At 31.8% G+C, this 18,767-nt stretch carries 26 protein-coding genes and 1 pseudogene; 13 read left to right on the plus strand and 14 right to left on the minus strand.

Annotated elements, in window-relative coordinates:
• Window positions 1–303: 303 nt before the first annotated feature.
• Window positions 304–555 (minus strand): annotated as a pseudogene (locus BG04_RS03105) (arsenate reductase/protein-tyrosine-phosphatase family protein); the annotation flags it as partial.
• 285 nt (window positions 556–840) lie between these two features.
• Here BG04_RS03105 and BG04_RS03110 point away from each other — a divergent pair.
• From BG04_RS03110 to BG04_RS03130, 5 genes are read left to right on the plus strand one after another with little or no spacing between them, the layout of a single operon-like run.
• Window positions 841–1,086, plus strand: coding sequence for a hypothetical protein (locus BG04_RS03110; protein ID WP_034649925.1), 246 nt, complete (start codon window positions 841–843; stop codon window positions 1,084–1,086).
• Between the two features lie 16 nt (window positions 1,087–1,102).
• The gene (locus BG04_RS03115; RefSeq protein ID WP_016766279.1) at window positions 1,103–1,471 is read left to right on the plus strand and encodes a spore coat protein; all 369 of its coding nucleotides are present in this window, start codon (window positions 1,103–1,105) and stop codon (window positions 1,469–1,471) included.
• An 18-nt stretch (window positions 1,472–1,489) separates the two neighbouring features.
• Window positions 1,490–2,626: a zinc-dependent alcohol dehydrogenase gene (locus tag BG04_RS03120; protein WP_016766280.1), complete on the plus strand. Its 1,137-nt coding sequence runs from the start codon at window positions 1,490–1,492 to the stop codon at window positions 2,624–2,626.
• A 17-nt stretch (window positions 2,627–2,643) separates the two neighbouring features.
• Window positions 2,644–2,838, plus strand: coding sequence for a hypothetical protein (locus BG04_RS03125; protein WP_013084323.1), 195 nt, complete (start codon window positions 2,644–2,646; stop codon window positions 2,836–2,838).
• Between the two features lie 18 nt (window positions 2,839–2,856).
• The gene (locus BG04_RS03130) at window positions 2,857–3,156 is read left to right on the plus strand and encodes a spore coat protein (protein ID WP_029324473.1); all 300 of its coding nucleotides are present in this window, start codon (window positions 2,857–2,859) and stop codon (window positions 3,154–3,156) included.
• A gap of 381 nt (window positions 3,157–3,537) precedes the next feature.
• Here the strand turns inward: BG04_RS03130 and BG04_RS03135 are convergent, their stop codons facing one another.
• The 4 genes from BG04_RS03135 to BG04_RS31295 all read right to left on the minus strand — a co-directional run bounded on the left by BG04_RS03135 (window position 3,538) and on the right by BG04_RS31295 (window position 5,283).
• The gene (locus BG04_RS03135) at window positions 3,538–4,356 is read right to left on the minus strand and encodes an STAS domain-containing protein (protein ID WP_034649922.1); all 819 of its coding nucleotides are present in this window, start codon (window positions 4,354–4,356) and stop codon (window positions 3,538–3,540) included.
• A 78-nt stretch (window positions 4,357–4,434) separates the two neighbouring features.
• The gene (locus tag BG04_RS31285; protein ID WP_051975569.1) at window positions 4,435–4,617 is read right to left on the minus strand and encodes an STAS domain-containing protein; all 183 of its coding nucleotides are present in this window, start codon (window positions 4,615–4,617) and stop codon (window positions 4,435–4,437) included.
• Window positions 4,618–4,795: 178 nt separating this feature from the next.
• The gene (locus BG04_RS31290) at window positions 4,796–5,170 is read right to left on the minus strand and encodes a hypothetical protein (protein WP_051975568.1); all 375 of its coding nucleotides are present in this window, start codon (window positions 5,168–5,170) and stop codon (window positions 4,796–4,798) included.
• Window positions 5,122–5,283, minus strand: a complete 162-nt coding sequence (locus tag BG04_RS31295; protein WP_221787938.1) for a hypothetical protein — start codon at window positions 5,281–5,283, stop codon at window positions 5,122–5,124. The genes BG04_RS31290 and BG04_RS31295 overlap by 49 nt, the downstream gene beginning before the upstream one ends.
• Before the next feature lie 376 nt (window positions 5,284–5,659).
• Here BG04_RS31295 and BG04_RS03145 point away from each other — a divergent pair, with 376 nt between their 5' ends.
• Entirely contained in the window at window positions 5,660–6,220 is a 561-nt protein-coding gene (locus tag BG04_RS03145) for an MEDS domain-containing protein (RefSeq protein ID WP_034649921.1), read from the plus strand.
• 378 nt (window positions 6,221–6,598) lie between these two features.
• Window positions 6,599–7,030 carry a CBS domain-containing protein gene (locus tag BG04_RS03150; protein ID WP_034649919.1) on the plus strand — a complete coding sequence of 144 codons (432 nt, stop codon included), beginning with the start codon at window positions 6,599–6,601 and terminating at the stop codon, window positions 7,028–7,030.
• 89 nt (window positions 7,031–7,119) lie between these two features.
• Here BG04_RS03150 and BG04_RS03155 read toward each other — a convergent pair whose 3' ends face one another.
• Window positions 7,120–8,016 (minus strand): YsnF/AvaK domain-containing protein, encoded by an 897-nt coding sequence (locus tag BG04_RS03155; protein ID WP_034649918.1) that lies wholly within the window; start codon window positions 8,014–8,016, stop codon window positions 7,120–7,122.
• Between the two features lie 294 nt (window positions 8,017–8,310).
• Here BG04_RS03155 and BG04_RS03160 point away from each other — a divergent pair, with 294 nt between their 5' ends.
• Both BG04_RS03160 and BG04_RS03165 read left to right on the plus strand, forming a co-directional pair.
• Complete coding sequence (locus BG04_RS03160; RefSeq protein ID WP_034649917.1) at window positions 8,311–8,586, plus strand: hypothetical protein; 276 nt, start codon at window positions 8,311–8,313, stop codon at window positions 8,584–8,586.
• A 262-nt stretch (window positions 8,587–8,848) separates the two neighbouring features.
• A complete protein-coding gene (locus BG04_RS03165; RefSeq protein WP_034649916.1) occupies window positions 8,849–9,193 on the plus strand; it encodes a YflT domain-containing protein in 345 nt (114 codons plus the stop codon).
• A 274-nt stretch (window positions 9,194–9,467) separates the two neighbouring features.
• Here the strand turns inward: BG04_RS03165 and BG04_RS03170 are convergent, their stop codons facing one another.
• Both BG04_RS03170 and BG04_RS03175 read right to left on the minus strand, forming a co-directional pair.
• Window positions 9,468–10,154: a TrkA C-terminal domain-containing protein gene (locus BG04_RS03170; RefSeq protein WP_034649915.1), complete on the minus strand. Its 687-nt coding sequence runs from the start codon at window positions 10,152–10,154 to the stop codon at window positions 9,468–9,470.
• Window positions 10,155–10,341: 187 nt separating this feature from the next.
• Window positions 10,342–11,799 (minus strand): hypothetical protein, encoded by a 1,458-nt coding sequence (locus BG04_RS03175; RefSeq protein ID WP_051975567.1) that lies wholly within the window; start codon window positions 11,797–11,799, stop codon window positions 10,342–10,344.
• A 250-nt stretch (window positions 11,800–12,049) separates the two neighbouring features.
• Between BG04_RS03175 and BG04_RS31815 the strand changes: the two genes are divergently transcribed.
• Window positions 12,050–12,235, plus strand: a complete 186-nt coding sequence (locus tag BG04_RS31815; RefSeq protein ID WP_414702714.1) for a hypothetical protein — start codon at window positions 12,050–12,052, stop codon at window positions 12,233–12,235.
• Between the two features lie 161 nt (window positions 12,236–12,396).
• Here BG04_RS31815 and BG04_RS03180 read toward each other — a convergent pair whose 3' ends face one another.
• From BG04_RS03180 to BG04_RS03195, 4 genes are all read right to left on the minus strand, one after another.
• On the minus strand, window positions 12,397–12,651 hold the full coding sequence (locus BG04_RS03180) for a hypothetical protein (protein WP_230586520.1): 255 nt from the start codon (window positions 12,649–12,651) through the stop codon (window positions 12,397–12,399).
• 83 nt (window positions 12,652–12,734) lie between these two features.
• The gene (locus BG04_RS03185) at window positions 12,735–12,959 is read right to left on the minus strand and encodes a hypothetical protein (RefSeq protein ID WP_034649914.1); all 225 of its coding nucleotides are present in this window, start codon (window positions 12,957–12,959) and stop codon (window positions 12,735–12,737) included.
• Between the two features lie 269 nt (window positions 12,960–13,228).
• Entirely contained in the window at window positions 13,229–13,456 is a 228-nt protein-coding gene (locus tag BG04_RS03190; RefSeq protein WP_034649913.1) for a hypothetical protein, read from the minus strand.
• Between the two features lie 158 nt (window positions 13,457–13,614).
• Window positions 13,615–14,466, minus strand: coding sequence for a YihY/virulence factor BrkB family protein (locus tag BG04_RS03195; RefSeq protein WP_034649912.1), 852 nt, complete (start codon window positions 14,464–14,466; stop codon window positions 13,615–13,617).
• Window positions 14,467–14,635: 169 nt separating this feature from the next.
• Between BG04_RS03195 and BG04_RS03200 the strand changes: the two genes are divergently transcribed.
• Window positions 14,636–15,697 (plus strand): mechanosensitive ion channel family protein, encoded by a 1,062-nt coding sequence (locus BG04_RS03200; RefSeq protein ID WP_034649911.1) that lies wholly within the window; start codon window positions 14,636–14,638, stop codon window positions 15,695–15,697.
• A gap of 152 nt (window positions 15,698–15,849) precedes the next feature.
• Here the strand turns inward: BG04_RS03200 and BG04_RS03205 are convergent, their stop codons facing one another.
• Entirely contained in the window at window positions 15,850–16,152 is a 303-nt protein-coding gene (locus BG04_RS03205; RefSeq protein ID WP_034649910.1) for a hypothetical protein, read from the minus strand.
• 232 nt (window positions 16,153–16,384) lie between these two features.
• Entirely contained in the window at window positions 16,385–17,338 is a 954-nt protein-coding gene (locus BG04_RS03210) for a cation diffusion facilitator family transporter (RefSeq protein WP_034649908.1), read from the minus strand.
• Between the two features lie 387 nt (window positions 17,339–17,725).
• Between BG04_RS03210 and BG04_RS03215 the strand changes: the two genes are divergently transcribed.
• Both BG04_RS03215 and BG04_RS03220 read left to right on the plus strand, forming a co-directional pair.
• On the plus strand, window positions 17,726–18,004 hold the full coding sequence (locus tag BG04_RS03215; RefSeq protein ID WP_034649906.1) for a GlsB/YeaQ/YmgE family stress response membrane protein: 279 nt from the start codon (window positions 17,726–17,728) through the stop codon (window positions 18,002–18,004).
• A 502-nt stretch (window positions 18,005–18,506) separates the two neighbouring features.
• Window positions 18,507–18,761 carry a hypothetical protein gene (locus tag BG04_RS03220; protein ID WP_034649904.1) on the plus strand — a complete coding sequence of 85 codons (255 nt, stop codon included), beginning with the start codon at window positions 18,507–18,509 and terminating at the stop codon, window positions 18,759–18,761.
• Window positions 18,762–18,767 lie beyond the last annotated feature (6 nt).

Raw genomic sequence — 18,767 nt, forward strand, 5'->3', positions numbered from 1 at the left:
TAATATGGATTCTATATGATAAATCCCTTACTTTACGTTCTTTACAGTGCTTGAAGATTAATTTGAAACCAATTATTCATTCTAATGATTATTGTAATCGCTTTACAAATTATACTTTTATTATTATAAGCTTCACTATATTGATTAGTCTAACAATACTTACCCATGAGGCTGTCACGCTTTTATTAAAGAAGGAATGGATCAAAACAGGGGGCGTCTTTTTGACATTCTTAAAAGGAAAGATATGGATGTTGTTAATCCTTCTATAGAGCGTCACATAGAAGCATGGAATTATGAATGTCATTTTCCTTCATCTGTTCCTGCTGCTATCGACGGGTTATCAAAGCCCCAGTGAATTCGTTTCACATGTAAATATTTTACACACAGATACTCTACTGCGTGTCCGCATAGTATCACAACTAAAGCAGCATTATTAAGAATTTCAGGATTAATTACATGAGATGTTTGGTTTGAGATATCGATTCCTACTTCATTCATTGTTTTTACGGCATTAGGATTTAAAGCATGAACTTCAAGTCCAGCACTTTTTACCTCTCACTATTTCCCTTGATACTTTTTAGCCTAACCTTCTTCCATGTCATATTTAAATCAAAAAGTTTGATGTAATTAAAAGAGTTCTTGTTCGACTAACCTATCTGTTAGCTAACAAGAAAAAGGACCACCAAAGCGTTTAACCCTAACTATTACCAATTAATTTTCCGGATTATATGTACATTATAACTACTTAATATAATTCACCTATAAAAACATTATAGAATGTTTCCTCCAATATTCGGAACACTAACATTGTATTCACGTAAAAAAGGAGGGTAATCAGAAATGGATATTCAAAAATTAGCCGATCATGAGTCATTGGATCTACATGAAGTTATTAATTTTAAAACCCTTTGCTTAGCGAAATCAAAACTAATGCAAGGACTTGTATTTGATGATGATTTGAGAGCATTGATGAAAAAAGATGTTGAACAATCGATACAAGCGCTGGGAGAATTACAGGCAGTTTATCAACGTGCACCTTTTGAAGCCCCTGTTCCTCAAAACCGGCCAACACCAATAATCAATTGAAAAGGAGGTAAATTCAGTGAATCATGACTATTTAGATCCTATAAACTCGCTACACGTACCAGAGCTCGCAGATACTACATTTGCGATGGACTTTCTTCTTCGTGCCAAGGAAGGTGTTCGCAATATCGCAGTCGCATTAACGGAGTCCGCATCACCTGATGTTAGAACCCTCTTACGAGAACAGTTAATGCAAGGGATTGCCATGCACCAAGAAATTACAGAACTAATGATTAGTAAAAAATGGTTCCATCCATACGAATTAAGTGAACAATATCAACTAGACCAACTCTCTGCCAACAATACATTGATGATTGGCAAAATGAATTTATTTCCTGTTGAGACCAACAGAAAAGGTCTGTTTGACCGAACACCTGATGAACACTAACACTGGAGGATATCTATCATGAAGGCAGTAACGTATCAAGGTATTAAAAATGTTGTAGTCAAAGAAGTTCCAGATCCAAAGATTCAAAAACGAGATGACATGATTATTAAAGTAACCAGTACAGCTATATGCGGGTCTGATTTACATTTAATTCATGGCATGATTCCTAACCTGCAAGAAAACTATGTGATTGGCCATGAACCAATGGGAATCGTCGAAGAAGTTGGTCCAGATGTGACGAAAGTAAAAAAGGGAGATCGTGTTATTATTCCTTTTAATATAGCATGCGGTGAATGTCTTTACTGTAAAAACCATTTGGAAAGCCAATGTGATAATTCCAATGATAATGGTGATATGGGTGCCTATTTCGGATATTCTGGTACGACGGGTGGTTATCCAGGTGGACAAGCTGAATATTTAAGAGTTCCGTTTGCCAACTTTACTCATTTCAAAATTCCAGAGACTTGTGAAGAACCAGATGAAAAGTTAGCAGTTATTGCCGATGCAATGACTACTGGTTATTGGAGTGTTGACAATGCAGGCGTAAAGGGTGGAGATACAGTTATTGTTCTTGGCTGTGGTCCGGTTGGCCTTTTTGCTCAAAAATTCTGTTGGCTAAAAGGAGCAAAGCGTGTCATTGCCGTAGATTATGTAGATTATCGTTTGCAACACGCCAAACGTACCAACAAAGTTGAAATTGTAAATTTCGCACATTTTGAAAATGCAGGAATGCATTTGAAAGAAATGACGAAGGGCGGCGCTGATGTTGTCATCGATGCAGTTGGTATGGACGGTAAAATGACTGATATGGAGTTCCTTGCGAGTGGAATGAAACTGCAGGGCGGAGCATTTGGTGCGTTTATCATGGCTTCACAAGCAGTACGTAAAGGCGGGACAATCCAAGTTACAGGCGTTTACGGTGGCAAATATAATGGATTCCCAATGGGAGATATTATGAACCGAAACGTCAATATTCGCTCTGGACAAGCACCTGTAATTCACTATATGCCATATATGTTTGAATTAGTTTCGACCGGAAAAATTGATCCAGGAGATGTCGTGAGTCATGTACTTCCACTTAGTGAAGCAAAGCGTGGCTATGAGATTTTTGACACCAAAATGGATAATTGTATAAAAGTCTTGTTAAAACCTTGAGGAAGGAGGTAGAAAAAATGAATTACGCTTTACATGAAGTTCTTGAGGTCCATGAAATGGCTGCATTTAAGACCAATTGTTTGACTAAGTCCAAAACGATGAGAGGATTAGTTACAGATCAGCAATTAAAAGATATTATGCAGCAAGACATAGATGTATCTACGAGACAATTACAAGAATATACTTCTATCCTTTCCAACGCTAAGCAGTAAAAGAGGAGATGAATGAACATGAATCCAATTATTGAAAATTTAACTGGCATGAATGCCCTATCGGATCAAGTGGTTGCAATGGATTTATTGATTGCAGCTAAAAGTGGAGTTAGAAATTATGCCATGGCAGTTACGGAGGCCGGAACGCCTGAAATTAAAGAAATGCTCACTCGCCATTTAGTGGAAGCTCTTGATATGCATGAACAAATTTCTGCATACATGGTGGAAAAAGGATGGTACCATGCTTGGGATACAAATGAACAAATCACTTTAGATTTAAATAATATCGATACAGCGTTGAACTTACCTACTCTATAAAAATAAAATAGGAGCAGTTTAACATTACCCACCTAAACTGTTCCTAATAAACCATTTATATTTAAATAATGGAATTCTTTAAAGAAAAGATATCCAATACGATTACAAATTTGATGTCTTTTCTTTTAGAATTAGAGATAAATTAAGCCAATTACGAATTATTGGCTTAATGCTTACCCGTTCAAATATAAAAAAATGAACCAATTATTCTTTATACCAAATAGTAGTATAAGGAAATTAATCAATTTTCATATTAAGTAAACTATAAGGTTCGTGTCCTAAATCTTTTCTAGAATGAAATCTAGCCTGCAGATCTAATTGAGTCAAAATGACATACCAATTAAATCAACTTATTATAAAAAAGCCGAGAAACGTAATTCCCTAGCTTTTTTGAGTTTCTATCGCTTGTTTAACCGTTGCATAGGTTTTAATAGATGAGAAATCAATTCCATTTCTAACAATGGTTTGGGCCAATTCAGGTCCTATACCAGTCATCATCACCTCAATACCTTGTAAGCGGAGAACACTGTAAATATCAAAGAGGTAACGTTCAGCTATAGCGTCTATAGTTAAGATACCTGAGAAATCAACAATTAGATACTCTACCCTCATTTCAAGAATTTTCAAGATAACATTATTCAAGATATATTCCGCTCTTTCTGAATCAATAGATCCAATTAATGGGAGAACGGCAGTTTTATCTTGAATGGGGACCACAGGAACAGATAATTTCAATACTTCTTGCTGCGTCTTCTGAATAATTTTATCTTTCACTTGTTCAAATATTATAATGGTTTCATTAATACTTATATCGAGCAAATAGTTAAATCGTTTATTAATAAATACAACTTCTTCTGAAGAAAGTCCATGCTCTATACTTATGTTAGTAAGGTAATCGATGAAGACTAGGCGCGTAGGAGGATAGCGTGCAATAATAATAGAGACTCTCTCCCCTTGAGATGCTGTACGCTTACCATTGGTCTTACTCCATTCAACAAGCCCTTCAGGTACGTTGTTTTCACTACTAAAGAGACTCTTTCCTAAAAACTTAATAAATTCAGTATAGACGATAATTGCTTGTTCAAGTTCCTCTTGTAAAGCCTCAAAATTGGGTTTCTGAGAAATTTCTTGCACAATTTCATTTGCTAACATTTCTGCATTATCATCTAAGTACTTAGCAACCCCTATAATCCCTTTCAATAATTGTCACTCCCTCATTTTCTTATTCATGAATGCATTTAGGCAGTCGTTTTATTTCTTGCTTTCCTATTTATTGTTTTAAAAACGAATAAGGAGATTTTCTGTCGCCTTTTGTAAACTTGATTTTATAGTTAAATTATTGAAATCAATAGCAATACTTACAGTAGTCTGTGCAACTTCCGGACGAATTCCTGTTAAGACTGTTTCTACACCTAGAAGCTTTAACGCGTCTATCACTTTGAAAATCCCATCTGCTACCATGGTATCTATAATATAAACACTCTATAAATCTACTATTAAACGTTGAAACTGTAGTCTGTTCGCTGATTTCAACGCTTCCTCCATTGGATAATTGGCTCTTTCCGTATCTATATTTCCAATGAGAGGCAAACTAAAAATAGCCATTCCTTTAGCTAAAGGGACAACTGGGACCGATAATTCAAGAAAGGCGGCTTTGCGCACGTTCAAGGGTTAATTGATAGAAATGCACATAACTTAAACTAAAGGAATAAGCAGCATGATCTAGCAGAGGATCAATAATTCCGCCGACTTCAAATACCGTATCTATTGATAGATTATTTTCCTTTATTACTTCCTTCAATATCTTCCATAAGAAAGTGCGATAATCTTTTGTATCTTTTAATGCTTCATCCAATGGCACCTTCAAATTGCAAAACATTTCCTCTGTTTCTTTTCCCCATTGGGTAAATTTTTGGAGTGCTCTTTCTTCATTTAAGTAATCCCTAAGAACTTCACCAAATAGAATTATAAAGTGAGCTCGGATATTAATAAGTTCCACTTCGAAAGGAGCCAATTGTTTTTTTCTTCTTCTGTAATATCATCTATTCTATTTTCATGTACTTCATTAGCGATTTCAAATCTATATTCTAAGATTTTATCCCCTAAAAATCCTATTTCATCTTTCATGATCTCCTCCGAAAATCCTGTTGAGGCTATTAATTAATTTTTTATATTAATTATATCACCACATGTCAAAATACTTATTTTTTTGTTAATTTCTCAGTATAAAGTTCTCTACTCTAATCTTCATAATTTATTAAACAATTTGTTACAAAGGATTAAAAAAATCAAAGCCGAATTCACCTTCTGTGATATGATTAATCCAATAAATAGAAATCTTGTATGCTATACACATCATAAAACAGAAAATTACTAATCCATTAGTTTTTCTGTATATTAAAGGACATTTAACGTCGGAATATGTAAAATTCACACAAATAAGAATACCTTATTACTCTGTAGATTTTTTAGAAATTTTACTAAAACCACTCTGAGGTGAACTATGAAAACAATTAACTCTATATCTAGTTCTAAAAAATTTGATAAAGGTCATGTCTTTTACCGTTTTGAAGATAAACAATTTTACATAAATAATTTAATGCGTTTTATTAAGAATGGATTAGAGAGTAAACAATGTATATTGATAATTGAGAATATGAGAGCACTTCCCCTAATAAAAGCTACTATTGATAAAAAGTTTAGTCATAAACAAAAAGAATCTATTCGTTTAGTTAATAATTTTGATTATTACTTGGCAAATGGTGATTTTCACACAAAAACTATTCTTACTCATTTTCAAGAAGATTTGTCTATATTGAAAATGAAAAATACGATGATAAGAACATGGGCTCACGTAGAATGGGCTTCAGAGAAACCAGATATTCTTTTACTAGAAGAATTTGAATCAACTGCCGATAATTTTGTTGAGGAGGAGGGTATAGTTTCAGTTTGTGCATATGCTGCTGATTCTTTATCTTCTACTTTGGATACTACTCTGCAGCAATTACATCAATATATTATGACAGATGATAACCTTTTTATTTCTCCCCTTTACAATGGATGAATTTATTAGAAGTGTGGCCATGAATTCACTTTTTCTACAAAAGGAATAATAGTTAAAATAATTTTAACGAAAATATTTTAACTATTACTTTTATTTTTAAAGTAGTTTTATTCTTTTATTTATATTATATTTTAATATTTTACCTTTTACAGTAAATGATTATTCTATGTATATAAAGCTTCTATCTTTCCCTTTATAAGTTCCCTATCCATAATATAAACTCTAAAGACATTTCCTGTTTTTTAAATTCCTTCTTCTTTTTATTTCGTTGTCTATAAAAAATTCTAAAGATATTTTATACAATACAAAATTAAGTTTTTTAAAAATGTATAAGGGAATAAAGTAAAATAAGAAAATTAGTTAATAGGGGGTTTTGTGGTGAATATAACAGAAATAATGACCAAAGACGTTGAGACTTGTGATCTTAAAAGCTCTTGTGGCGAGGTAGCTAATCTGATGAAAAAATTAGATGTAGGAGCTATTCCAATTTGCGAAGGCAATAAGCTAGTTGGATTAGTAACAGATCGTGATTTAGTTGTGAAGGGGCTAGCAAATAACTGTAACGCTAATACACCGATAGCTGAAATAGTAAAACCGCACGTAATCAATGGTACTAAAGAAATGTCCCTAGAACAAGTTGCAGAGATAATGGCTCGTTATCAAATACGACGATTACCTATTATGGAAGGTGATAAACTGATTGGCATTGTTTCTCTTGGTGATATAGCAACAAGTATTGAAGAAAGTAAAAAAGCAGGTACAGCTCTTGAAGGTATTTCAACCTCAATTAAAACTGAAAATTTAAAATAGAGATTAAGAAATTTCAAATCAAGAAAGAGAACCACTGCTTCTGTAGTAGTTCTCTTTCTTTTTATAGATAACATTTATTACCCTATGGTTCATTTAGCTCTTTTATTATTTGATGTTACATGCTCGCCTTGTTCTTTAATATTCACTTCTTCTTTCCTTAGAGTCTCCGATACTTTTTCATTTTCTTCTTTACGTCGTTTGCCCACCACTACTTCTTCTGTTACCACAGGTTCTTTTGATACGGTCACTTTCTCTTCTTCAAGGGGGATACGAACAGATTCTTCATCTTCAATAATCTGTGTATTGGCTCGTTTATCCGATACAGGACGACGCTCCACATATACTTCATCATGCTCTACAGGAATACTGACCGTTTCTTCTTTATGAAGAACCTCCTTATCGACTTGAACTTCTCCTGTTTGGACTCTTTCCTTATCTACATGTAATTGTTCTTCTTTTAACTCAATATGTTCTTCTGTATTCTTTGGAACGCCATGTTCATGTTCACGATGTTCCCCATATAATGATTTATCATAAACAGAGTCACCTTTGGCAAAAGAAGAATCCCCTCTCTTTTCTAAGAAAGAATTTGTTTTTGTCTCTCGATTAGCATTTACTAACAATAATACCTTTCCTTTCTGTAAATCATCTGCATAAGGACCTGCTTCTGTGAGTGGAACACCCAGGTTAATTAAACGTTGTTCCACTTTAGCTTTGTCTTTATGAGTCTCTTGATGGTGATCTGGTGAAAATACATGTTTAATTTTCTCCATAATCGATTCGTCTTGATGACCTGTCTCCGTCGTTTCAATTCTCTTTACGTCAATCCCCTCTTTGTTTTCTACTTCTAGATAACCCTCATCATCTATATCATTAGTGGTTACGAGAGAAAGATCTTTCTCTTGAAATCCTTGAGTCTTTAAGTTTTGAATGGCTGTGACCACAGCCTCCTCATTTTCGTAAGTACCTATCACATTTTTTGTCATTAGTAACTCCTCCTTCTATTATAAAAAGCTATTTAGAAAACTAATTTCATCTGTGTTACTTTTAATACCCGCATGTCCTTTTATAAAACTTTTTTTGGAATAGTAAAAAACATCCAAATTTGAATTAGAATACGATTAAGGGATAATCTATAAGTTAAATTGAACGAGGTGCTTTTTAAATTTAATGGATAATCCTTAAGCCAGTAACCGACATCTAAAAATACAGGTTTATTAAGCTATCACATAGGGAAAATGAGTTCAAAGTTTAAATAAAAATAGAGAGGAGCAAGTGGAATGCGACAAAAAGCACTTATTTCTGGTCTTGCTATTTCAACAGTAAGCGTAGGGATTACAACTTATTTATTGAAGGATAAATCAAACTTAGATAAGGTAAAAGGGTTTGTTCGAAGTGTAAAAAAAGCTATTCCATATAAGTCATCGACTCAAAAATTGACTTCGTTCCCTATACACAAAGCTGGTCATCCAGACCCTATGGACATTGAAGATAATAAAATGGTCTCAGAAGGATCTATGTTCCCTGTACAATATTATAATGAAAAGGAACAGTGAATTATCAACCTATATCACTAACTATATTAATATACTTGTAAAACAGTTTAGTTGCATCTCGAGCAGATTTTAACTATTTGAAAGAGGTATGTTTCATCATAGTTATATCTGCTATTTCAATTCCAATAAATATATTTGTAGGTCTCATATCTTAACTTAGAATGTTTAAATCATAGTTGAAATGTCCAAGAAGATAGGTAGCTAGTTATTCATATCACAAACTTCAATTAAATAGCCTGTATGTGATTAAGGAGGTTTTTTAATGGAGAAAATAAGAGCTGTAAAGGATGGTTATGAAGTAAAAGAGGCTATTGAACAATTTTTAAGTCTGGGATTCAGAAAGGACAATATCTACTTATTAGCACATGAAAGAGATCGCACTGAGGAATTGACAAATGTGTTAAATACAAATGATATCAGTATATCAGAACCTGGAGACAACAAACCAATGGCAAATTCACTTCATTTTTATAAAGATGAACTACACACTAAGCTTTACTCCTTAGGATTATCAGCTGCAGAAGTTCAACAATATGAAAAGGAATTGAATTGGGGCCGTATACTAGTGATTGCAACAAAGGCAGATGATGTTTCTCCTATTGAGTAATATCAGAAAAAAAGCTGTACAAACTTTCTTCACCGGTTAATTAAAGAAAGTTTGCATAGCTTTTTTGAAAAAATATATATTTCCCCTGAAAATATTATGGTCTTTATCAAAATGCAAAGCATTATCATTAAGCAAAAATATAAAAATAAAAAATTGAAATTTGTTGTGATAATAAAATTACCTTGTGAAATATAGGTAAAGAAGTACTCTAAAACCTTAAGTGTTTTATAAATAGTTTTTAACTTTAAATAAATATATTTTCACAGATAACGTCTTAGGACGTTTCCTTTTCAGCTTTCTCTATTTCTCCCCTAAACTTCTCTTCAATTAACTGTTTATCCCCATACACCAATAAACGATCCCCTGCTTGAATTTTACAATGAGTAAGTTTCTTTCTTATTCTTAACTCCCCTCGCATTAAGAAAAGTACTAATATGTCTTCATCTTCATGTATGCATTCATTCACTGACTTTCTAATATAGGATGACTCCTCATCAATTTTTATTTCTAAAAGGCAATCTGCTTCATTAGTTAATAAAATTTGATTTACTGGTAATTCGTCTATTTTAAATGATTCCTCTGATTCTTCCTCAAATTTATCTGCTAAAACTTTTTGAAAGAATGGAAGTTTTAGAAGAAAAAATATGAGAAGCAGTGCTCCTTCTATATATAATACTTTTGGGGTTAGCACATCATTTGATAATATACTACTTAAAGAAGAGATAATAACGGCAAACGAAAAAGCACCAAATAGTATTAAAAAAATACCTAATCTTCTTCTAAAAGGATGACCTAAAATCAATTCGGATTCTCCTGTGGTAAAACCAGTTCCTGTCATTAGTGATATTACTTGAAATCGAGAAACAGGCCTTTTTATTCCAGTTATTGTAAATAAAATAGTGTTAATTTCGATTATGGTAGCTATGATAACTAAATAAATAATTGTAAATGTAAATTCCATTTTTTCACCTTTATTTTTCAATAAATTTTCTATGGGAAATTGGCCTTATTAATAATCTCTTTGTATGTTACTTTTATCTAAAATAATAAGAGATAAACTTCCCACATCCAGGATTGTTTGATAAATGTTCTTTTCATTTAACATATATAAAATAATGACTAATATAGAATAATTAAGAATGGAGTATTTATAGATAGTTTTTCTTATTCCGTTTCTTTTCTTTAATATAGGACTTAACAGCTTGAATAGCTATTACGCTAGAAATTCCAATTCCTGATAATGCTACAAGTAAAGCGATATCTTCAAAAATCGTGTAGTGTAGAACCTTATCCCATTTAATTTTCCCTTCCCAATTTTGAATCACTAGATTCATTCCATAAATTCCAGATACAACAGTATATAGAGTTAAGATTTGCAATAAAGAATTATGCCTTTTTGAGGTCATTCTCTCCTGATTTTTATATAAGTCGTTAAGGGTTTTATTTACCTGGGTAAATAAGTTATCTATGCCTAGAGATTTTTTGAAATAATTAGAAATCTCTTTTCCAGCTAACCTGCTGTTTATTTCAGGATTGTATATTTTAGCAGAAAATTCAGTTATTTGAACAATAAGAGTATCCACTTCAACCTCATTTTGTCCCTTATGAATTCTTCTTTGGTCATATGTGAGTTTCATAAGAATGATTCGATAATAGTAAAAAAGAAGAAATGAGTAATAGTATTGCCCAAACATTTGGTTGGCGAGCATGTGGGCAAGTTCTCCTTGAGATTTGGTTATACATGCAAACATGTAATCTGTTACCACATAATACGTTTCATCTGCCCACCTATCGTACACATGATCATCATAAAATCGCTCCATGTAAGCAGGGTTTTTTGCTCCGATAAATGGATGACCTTTGTTGTCAAATCCACTTATGCTTCCTAATCGGTAAAGGTCTTGAACTTCGAGTTTGCTTTCTTCTTGCAATACTATACTGCCTACTACATATAGCCTTTCATCTATATAGAATGGTAGGCTTCCAAAATAAGAAGAGTTCGTATTTTTTTCATCAAGAAAATTTTTCATAAAAGGACATAATGATTCAAAAATGAAAGATTTTATCATTTTATAAGATTGATTTTTTGTCCCTATCTGGATATCTGAATCTTCCTCTACAAGAGGTTCCATCACACGAAATAAATCAGTGAATTCTATTACTTCTGAGTAAGACATGTTATCAGGTAATTCAACGCGTATATTCATCATGCCTATTTGAAAAGGACAAATAATAATATCTATGGACAATAGTTGAAAAATTGTTTGAAGGTACTTTCCTTTTAGGAAGAATTCCTGATTGAATGCCTTAGAGAATCTTCTAAAACCTTCTTTTTTGGTTGAGTCGGATGGAAAGATAATGGGTTCAATATTAGGTAGAAAAATTCTCTCCATACGATAATGTGAAACGGTATGGTGGTCACCATAGTATTTATCTTGTAAATGGGAATTATCAAGTGTAAAAAAATCATAGCCTTGTTGTTGGAGTAGTTGGGATAAGCTATCTGAACACTCTTCTTTTAAAGTAAATGGAAAGATAAATTGCAGATATGCCTTTTCGACCTCAAACTCCTTTATAGATTGGTCTTGTTCGTTGAAATTTGGCATTTTTTGCTCCTTTCTTCAAATTAAAGATTGATAAATTTTTCACTTTAATTTATTAACCCTTCTGCAAGAGAATTTCCACCTCATCAAGAGAAATAGAATAATTATATAGATGAACAATATGTCTTAGAAAATTCTTAGTGCATCGTTACTTTCATATTCATTTTTCTAATTCCCGTTTATCCTATCGTAACAAACTGGTAAAAAGAGGATAGATCAGTTAACCCTCTTAGATTTTATAGCTACATTGTTATTGAGTAAGCTCTTGGGTAATGCTATCTATGACAAAAATGTTAGAATCACTGAATTTTTATTTGCTACATCATTTTGGGGAATTATTGTTTTCTTAGTAGAATTTTTCTCTTATAAATATAAAAAAATTAGAAAAATAGCAGAGGGCATTCCTTCAATCTTAATTAACAAAGGAATGATAGACTGAAAAGAACTTAAAAAAATAAAATAGAAATGCAAGAATTAATGGAAATGTTATGGGTCAATAGTGTATTTTTCAATCAAGACGTACAATATGGAACTATGTAAAATAATGAAAAAATAAGTATCATGAAAAAATCTCGACATAGTAAAATGTCGAGATTTTTATTAAGTCGAGATTTCTATATAAGTCTTTTTTACAGCATCCCACTGAAATTTCCCTTCTTCTACAACAAGGTGATCTTCCGGATTCCAGGGTAAACTTTCTTTAGCGACGTCTAAACGTAAATGTTCAATACTTGCTGGAGGAAGTTCACTATCCCACTCATTTAGCCCGATAAAATAAATACTACCTTGTGCTAATACATCTGGATGTAAATGAACAAAGATTGTTTGAAATTCTATCTTATCCAACTGTTCCATTTTTCCCACCCCTTTAGAGCACTTTTTACCTTTTAGTCTAGTAGGTTGTTAAAGTTTTAGTATCTTATACTATTGGTTTAACATTAACTCTTCTTATATTTATTTTCAGTTGAGGATTCATTTTTAGTTTTCTTTTTATTTCTTTCGTCTTCCTTTTCTATCTTTATTTCTTCAATTGGTATGGAGTCGACTGTTTGTTCAATTTTAAAGCGATCAAATAAGGTTTTATTCTCTGTAGGATAGTGCTCAGCATGATCCCTGCTTTTTGTCTCTTGGGGATGAGGGGACCTTTTTCTTGATTCTGTCATTCTTTTCTCCCCCTGTGTTGACTGTATACGTTCATATTAATCTCCTCCCATAAATTAAGATATTTTACCTTTATCCTAACAGGGATAGCTTTAAACCTGGGCCTATACTTATTAAAATTTAAATTCAATTACAAAAATAGATAATGGGGGTGTTTTCAGAACTATTTTTCCTGATCTATATTGTAAGCTGTTTCTTTATAACATCATGCATCGTAAATAACATAACTTCTATCTCAATTTTGCTGTTGGTACATGGAATAATTTATATTTTACAAATGAGCAAGCTCTTCAGATAATTTTTTTGCTTTAGCTTTTAATTGTTCTTTTTGACCTTCCAAATCCGCCATTACAGCTAGAACCTCTTTATTATCAGGTTCTTCTCTAAATTGATTTAATACAGCAACAAGGGATTCTGAGACTTTGATTAAATTCTTGTTCACTTCATCCTGCTTTTTTAAATTAATAATTTCAAATTTCTTTTTTTCTATATTATTCATCTTCCTACTTCCTTTCTTTTAATATATAACTGAGGATTAATTACTTAGCTTTTAAAAATTTAAAGTCCGTATCAAAAATATTGTAAATATAGGTTCTAGAGAATACCCGAACTATTAAAAACTTGTAATAATATATAATATAATACGGTTTTCATCTTTTACATTGATGTATCTTGAGCTTGGTTTTGAACTGTAGAGATTTTGCTTCTATGATATGCTGCATTTATTTCTCCACCTATAACAAGAATTAAGCCTGTTAGGAAAAGCCATAGCATAAGCACAATCACTCCCCCTAAACTCCCATATGTTGTTGAATAGCTGCCAAAGTTATTTACATAGAAAGAGAAAATAAGAGATGTTAATTGCCATAAGATAGTTGCCACAACTGCTCCCGGCCATACATGTGCAAAAGGGAATGTCTTGTTAGGAGCAAGATGATATAAGATAGAAAGAATACATATCATAATCCCAATTGCAACTATCCACCTAAGTATGTCTAAAATAATAGCCGTCCCTGGTGGGAAGGAAAGCCATTCTCTTAACATTTTTAAAAGAATACCTCCAAAAACAGGAAGAACAAGGGCTACTAAAAGCGTTAAGATTAGCCCAATTGTTAATACAATTGATAGTAATCTTACTTTTATAAACGAACGAGTTTCTTCCACATCAAATGCTTGATTTATTGCTTTTATAAAAGCATTTATACCATTTGAGGCAGACCATATAGTTCCTAAGATTCCGAATGTTAGAATTCCACCACTGGGTTTACTAATAAATTGCACTACATTTTCTTTAAAAATAGTGGCAGTTTCCCCTGGCATTACACTTTGTAATATATGAATGGCTTCCTTCGTTTCAATAGATAAATAGGGAACAATGGATAAAAGTAAAATAAGCATGGGGAAAATTGATAACATATAATAATAGGCCTGTTCAGCTGCAAGTTCAGTTGCACGGTCTTCTTTCATTTCTAGTATGATTTTTTTACTAAAAGATATAACCTTATTCATTACACCCCTCAACTTTCTGAAGTATTATTTAAAATTCTTTTCCCATTATTTAAAATTTTCAATCTAAAAATTATATAATGCTTCAAAAAATCCACATTTAAATAAAGAAACCTTTTAAGAATAGGGTTTACAGGAATGGTCTTATATATCTTAAAAATAGGTGATCTTTATGATTAATGACATATTAAAAAATTTATCAATACTCAATGTTTTTTGGTTCATTATTGATTTGAGTTTAATCCTTTTGGGAAATCGATTACTTCATTGGACAGTTAACTTTGTTTCTAAAAAGAAGACATATCCATCAAAGAACTTTTTCAATTCTATTGTTTCTTTGTTAAATTGGATTACTATCTATGCTGTAATTTTTTTATTCTTATTCTCTTTTCCTAATAGAAAATGGATGTTCCGCCCCTTATATTCTCAAGGAGAAATAGATGTATCATTCTTTCTTATTTTAATTGTAATTATGAGTATATTATTTGCTCATAAACTCATTAAATTATTGACTACGCATGTATTGAAGCCAGTTTATAAACACTACAATATTAATAACGGTTTAGGTTATACATTTAATAAAATTATTTATTATACATTGATGATTATAGCCTTAGGAATAAGTTTTAAGAGCGTCGGGATTGACCTAACCGGATTAGGGACAATCTTTAGTGTGCTCGGTATTGGAATTGGTTTTGGAATGAGAAACATAGCTGGAAATTTTGTGTGTGGAATTATTATTTTATTTGAAAGACCAATTGAAGTAGGAGAAGTTATTCAACTTAATGAGGGGATTGGGAGGGTGGAAAATATCAGACTTAGATCTACAATTATTCGAACTGCTAAGGAAGGGACTTTAATTATACCTAATCAATATTTTATTGAACACATTATTAAAAATCGAACTGGATCTGAAATGATAGCAGAAGTTACTGTAAGTGTAGAATATGGAGTTAGTACAGAGAAAGTTGATAAGGTTCTCCACGAAGCCGTATCAAAAGTTAAAGGAAAATCTGAAGGGATATTAAATGAACCAAATCCTACTATTCGATTTGTGAACTTTCGAAATAGAACTATGGATTTCTTAGTTGAGATTCCAGTAATAAATTTTGAGATTAAAGAACAAATAGAAAGCAAGCTAAGACACTCTATAGTTCAAAGTTTTACAGAAGAAGGAATTCATCTTGCGCCTTATGAATTTAGCCAAGTCCTTTTAAATAAACTTGAAAAGTAATAGCCGAGAAATAAAAAGAAGACATTCTAAATTAGAATGTCTTCTTTTTATTATAGATGCACGAGCTACATCAAATCCATCAATCTGATATCCAATAAAAGGAGAGTGAACTTTTAAATAAATTCATTCTTTTAAATTTGAGAGTTTATTCATTATTTACTTGTTCTTTGATTTACTATTGCTTTTTCAATAGTGTTATTCAATGCTTCTATAGTAGAAAAAATTCTTTTAATTCCACTTATACAATTTCTCTTTGCCTCTGAAGGGTTGTTTTGTAATATAAAAGATTTATTTGTAGTTACTTTTTTTATATCCTTTACAAGTTTATTTACTTTAGTCCTTGTTCCTTCATTTAACATAGATATAGCTGCTTCTCCAATTATAGTACCTATTGTTAAACCTTTTATAAAATCTCTATTTGCAAATTTTTCGGTCTTATATACCTGTTCTTTCATAAATCTGTTACCTCTCTTTATATAATAATTATTTGTATTTTTAAGCTGTTTGTTTCTTTCTCTTTTAATTGAAAGTATTTGCTTAAGTATCGCATAGAGGTTATTTATTAATATGTTGAGTTTTCATAAACGAATTTTACTATATTTTCTATATAAAAGCCTTCTTATTATAAGAATGCGAATAAAATGGCCTTGTTTTTTCTATCAATAAGGTTTTAATAATACGTTTAATTTATTTTTTCCAGTTTAATAATCCATCATCTTCATCAAACTCGATTAAAACATCAGTTATTCCTTTTTCTGTTAAAATCTTTTTTTCTAATCGATCTTTTATATCATCCGCAACGGCGACTGTCAAGGTAGGCTCAATTTCAATTTCTATTTCCACATGGAAATCTTCTCCTTCTTTAATAACATTTATCCCTTGTATATCTTTGACATCGGGATCCCTCATTACTAAAGAACCTATCTTGTCTTCCATTTTTTCATCAGCCTCTCCTATTGCTCCAGCAGCGTTATCTAGAAAAACCTTTCCAACCACAAAGAACATCATTAATCCAATTAAAATTGAGGCAATTCCTTCAGCTTGATGATAAGATGTGAAATTAGAAATTATTACTGCAATAATAGCTAATATCCCACCTCCTGTTGCTACTAAATCTTCCATAAAAACCAGCTTTGTTGCCGGTTTTGCATTTCTTAACCTTTTAAAGCTTTGGAATAATATGTTTATCCCTTTAACTTCAATGTCCTCATCATAAACAATCTCTTTCATTGCTTTATATAGAACCGTTGCTTCAAGCATAACGGCGATGCCTAACACGCTAACATTTAAAATAAAACCCGAAGATTCCGTGGGATGTAGTATATGACGAAAACCTTCTCTTATGGTTTCAAATGACATAATTCCTACAATTAATACCGCACCAAGTAAAACTAAATTTACCAGCCTTCCAAAACCATTTGGAAACCGAGCTGTTGGTGTTTTTTTGCTAAGTGCTGAACCTATAAAAACAAAAAATTGATTGGCAGCATCCCCCAGACTATGCATTGTTTCTGCAAACATAGCAACATTACCCGTTAGTATAAAAGTCGCCCCTTTAATGATTGCAATAATGGCATTAACTATCCCTGCTAACAGTGCAGACTTATTTCCTTTTTTTAATAATCGAAGCAATTCTCCCATTTTCTCACGCTCTCTTTGGTTTCTTTATATTTAAGTTTTTTATCCTGCAATGAATAACTACTAAGTAAAATTCTTCATCTTTCAATTTCCTTTTTTCTGAATAGAATTGTTATAGATTAATATGCTTTTACATGAGGTGGCCTTATACAGAAGTACAATTTAATTAGTATTCGCACTCATTTTTATATGTTACTTATTCTCTTATTTACACATGTTTAAACGATTAATTAACAATAACCATTTTCAAATCTAAATAAGCAAAAATGGTTATATAAATTTATCTTTTTAACCAAGAAATAAGAATTCTACATAAAAAATTCCATGGTTAATTTGTTTTAGATATGGGTAAAAGTTAATTAAATATTTTAATAAGGGGGTGAATTAACAATGGAAATTCTATGGATGCTAATTGTTGGCGGAATTATTGGTTGGCTTGCTAGTTTAATTACAGGACGAGATGTTCCTGGGGGGATTATTGGTAATATTATTGCTGGCTTTATTGGCGCGTGGTTAGGCGGCCTTATCTTTGGAGATTGGGGTCCAGTCGTTGGTGGCTTTGCAATTATCCCTGCAATTATTGGATCAATTATTTTGGTGTTAATTATAAGCTTTATTTTACGAAAAGTAGGAAAAAGAGGTAATCAGACCCACCATGATCATGCATAAAAGATAGAAAAGTTTCAAATAGGAGTGGCTAAAACTGAGAAAGAAAAACCAATTTATAATATCGGACTTTACCGAAGAAAATTATTTTGAACTAGATTCTTATCTTACTTATTTGTTTAAACAAATTAATAATCATGCTGAAAATGTATCAGAAGCTTAATGATAGTTAAAGTGCTTTATAAAGAGAAAAATAAAAAGAGATTAAATGAGGGTATAAAATAAGCGACCTTATATTCTAAACTAAACGAATATATAAGGTCGCTTACTAACTATTATGGTTAATTTTTTAAAAAATTTCGATTGTTCTTCTCTACAGGCGACGATTCGAAAATTATTTGCACCTTTTCAAAATACATATGCACCATTAAATGAACCGTCCAAATCACATACCTCTAATGAATCACCTATTAAAATGATGATGTCGAATCCTTGTCCTAGAACCAATTCTTTCTACAAAATTAATTTAATATGCTAAAACCAATTTCTGCAAGGGCTTGTTCCAATGTGGCAAGAAGATCAAGTATTAAAAAAAGCGATGGATGAATGGGAACGTGTAAGTCAGGATCCTGAAGTGCTATTAGCATATGAAGCTCGAAGAAAAGCGTTATTAGATGAAAAATCTGCATTAAAAAGAGCTGAAAGAAAAGGTATTATAAAGGTAGCTCTAGGGATGATTCAAAAAGGAATAGATGAAGAGACTATTATCGAACTAACAGGACTTACAAAAGAAGAAATACAAGAACTTCGTCGACAATAAGTGAAA

This window comes from Priestia megaterium NBRC 15308 = ATCC 14581 (assembly GCF_000832985.1).
GTDB lineage: Bacteria > Bacillota > Bacilli > Bacillales > Bacillaceae_H > Priestia > Priestia megaterium.

Bases quoted from the DNA above. Each gene is read 5' to 3' on its own strand.
- BG04_RS03215 (WP_034649906.1), top strand. From the start codon at position 17,726: ATGGAAATTCTATGGATGCTAATTGTTGGCGGAATTATTGGTTGGCTT.
- BG04_RS03200 (WP_034649911.1), top strand. From the start codon at position 14,636: ATGATTAATGACATATTAAAAAATTTATCAATACTCAATGTTTTTTGG.
- BG04_RS03175 (WP_051975567.1), bottom strand. From the start codon at position 11,799: ATGCCAAATTTCAACGAACAAGACCAATCTATAAAGGAGTTTGAGGTC.
- BG04_RS03160 (WP_034649917.1), top strand. From the start codon at position 8,311: ATGCGACAAAAAGCACTTATTTCTGGTCTTGCTATTTCAACAGTAAGC.
- BG04_RS03195 (WP_034649912.1), bottom strand. From the start codon at position 14,466: ATGAATAAGGTTATATCTTTTAGTAAAAAAATCATACTAGAAATGAAA.
- BG04_RS31285 (WP_051975569.1), bottom strand. From the start codon at position 4,617: ATGGTAGCAGATGGGATTTTCAAAGTGATAGACGCGTTAAAGCTTCTA.
- BG04_RS03130 (WP_029324473.1), top strand. From the start codon at position 2,857: ATGAATCCAATTATTGAAAATTTAACTGGCATGAATGCCCTATCGGAT.
- BG04_RS03210 (WP_034649908.1), bottom strand. From the start codon at position 17,338: ATGGGAGAATTGCTTCGATTATTAAAAAAAGGAAATAAGTCTGCACTG.
- BG04_RS03190 (WP_034649913.1), bottom strand. From the start codon at position 13,456: ATGAATAATATAGAAAAAAAGAAATTTGAAATTATTAATTTAAAAAAG.
- BG04_RS03185 (WP_034649914.1), bottom strand. From the start codon at position 12,959: ATGACAGAATCAAGAAAAAGGTCCCCTCATCCCCAAGAGACAAAAAGC.
- BG04_RS03155 (WP_034649918.1), bottom strand. From the start codon at position 8,016: ATGACAAAAAATGTGATAGGTACTTACGAAAATGAGGAGGCTGTGGTC.
- BG04_RS03120 (WP_016766280.1), top strand. From the start codon at position 1,490: ATGAAGGCAGTAACGTATCAAGGTATTAAAAATGTTGTAGTCAAAGAA.
- BG04_RS03170 (WP_034649915.1), bottom strand. From the start codon at position 10,154: ATGGAATTTACATTTACAATTATTTATTTAGTTATCATAGCTACCATA.
- BG04_RS03125 (WP_013084323.1), top strand. From the start codon at position 2,644: ATGAATTACGCTTTACATGAAGTTCTTGAGGTCCATGAAATGGCTGCA.
- BG04_RS03110 (WP_034649925.1), top strand. From the start codon at position 841: ATGGATATTCAAAAATTAGCCGATCATGAGTCATTGGATCTACATGAA.
- BG04_RS03165 (WP_034649916.1), top strand. From the start codon at position 8,849: ATGGAGAAAATAAGAGCTGTAAAGGATGGTTATGAAGTAAAAGAGGCT.
- BG04_RS03205 (WP_034649910.1), bottom strand. From the start codon at position 16,152: ATGAAAGAACAGGTATATAAGACCGAAAAATTTGCAAATAGAGATTTT.
- BG04_RS03145 (WP_034649921.1), top strand. From the start codon at position 5,660: ATGAAAACAATTAACTCTATATCTAGTTCTAAAAAATTTGATAAAGGT.
- BG04_RS31295 (WP_221787938.1), bottom strand. From the start codon at position 5,283: ATGAAAGATGAAATAGGATTTTTAGGGGATAAAATCTTAGAATATAGA.
- BG04_RS03180 (WP_230586520.1), bottom strand. From the start codon at position 12,651: ATGGAACAGTTGGATAAGATAGAATTTCAAACAATCTTTGTTCATTTA.
- BG04_RS03220 (WP_034649904.1), top strand. From the start codon at position 18,507: ATGTGGCAAGAAGATCAAGTATTAAAAAAAGCGATGGATGAATGGGAA.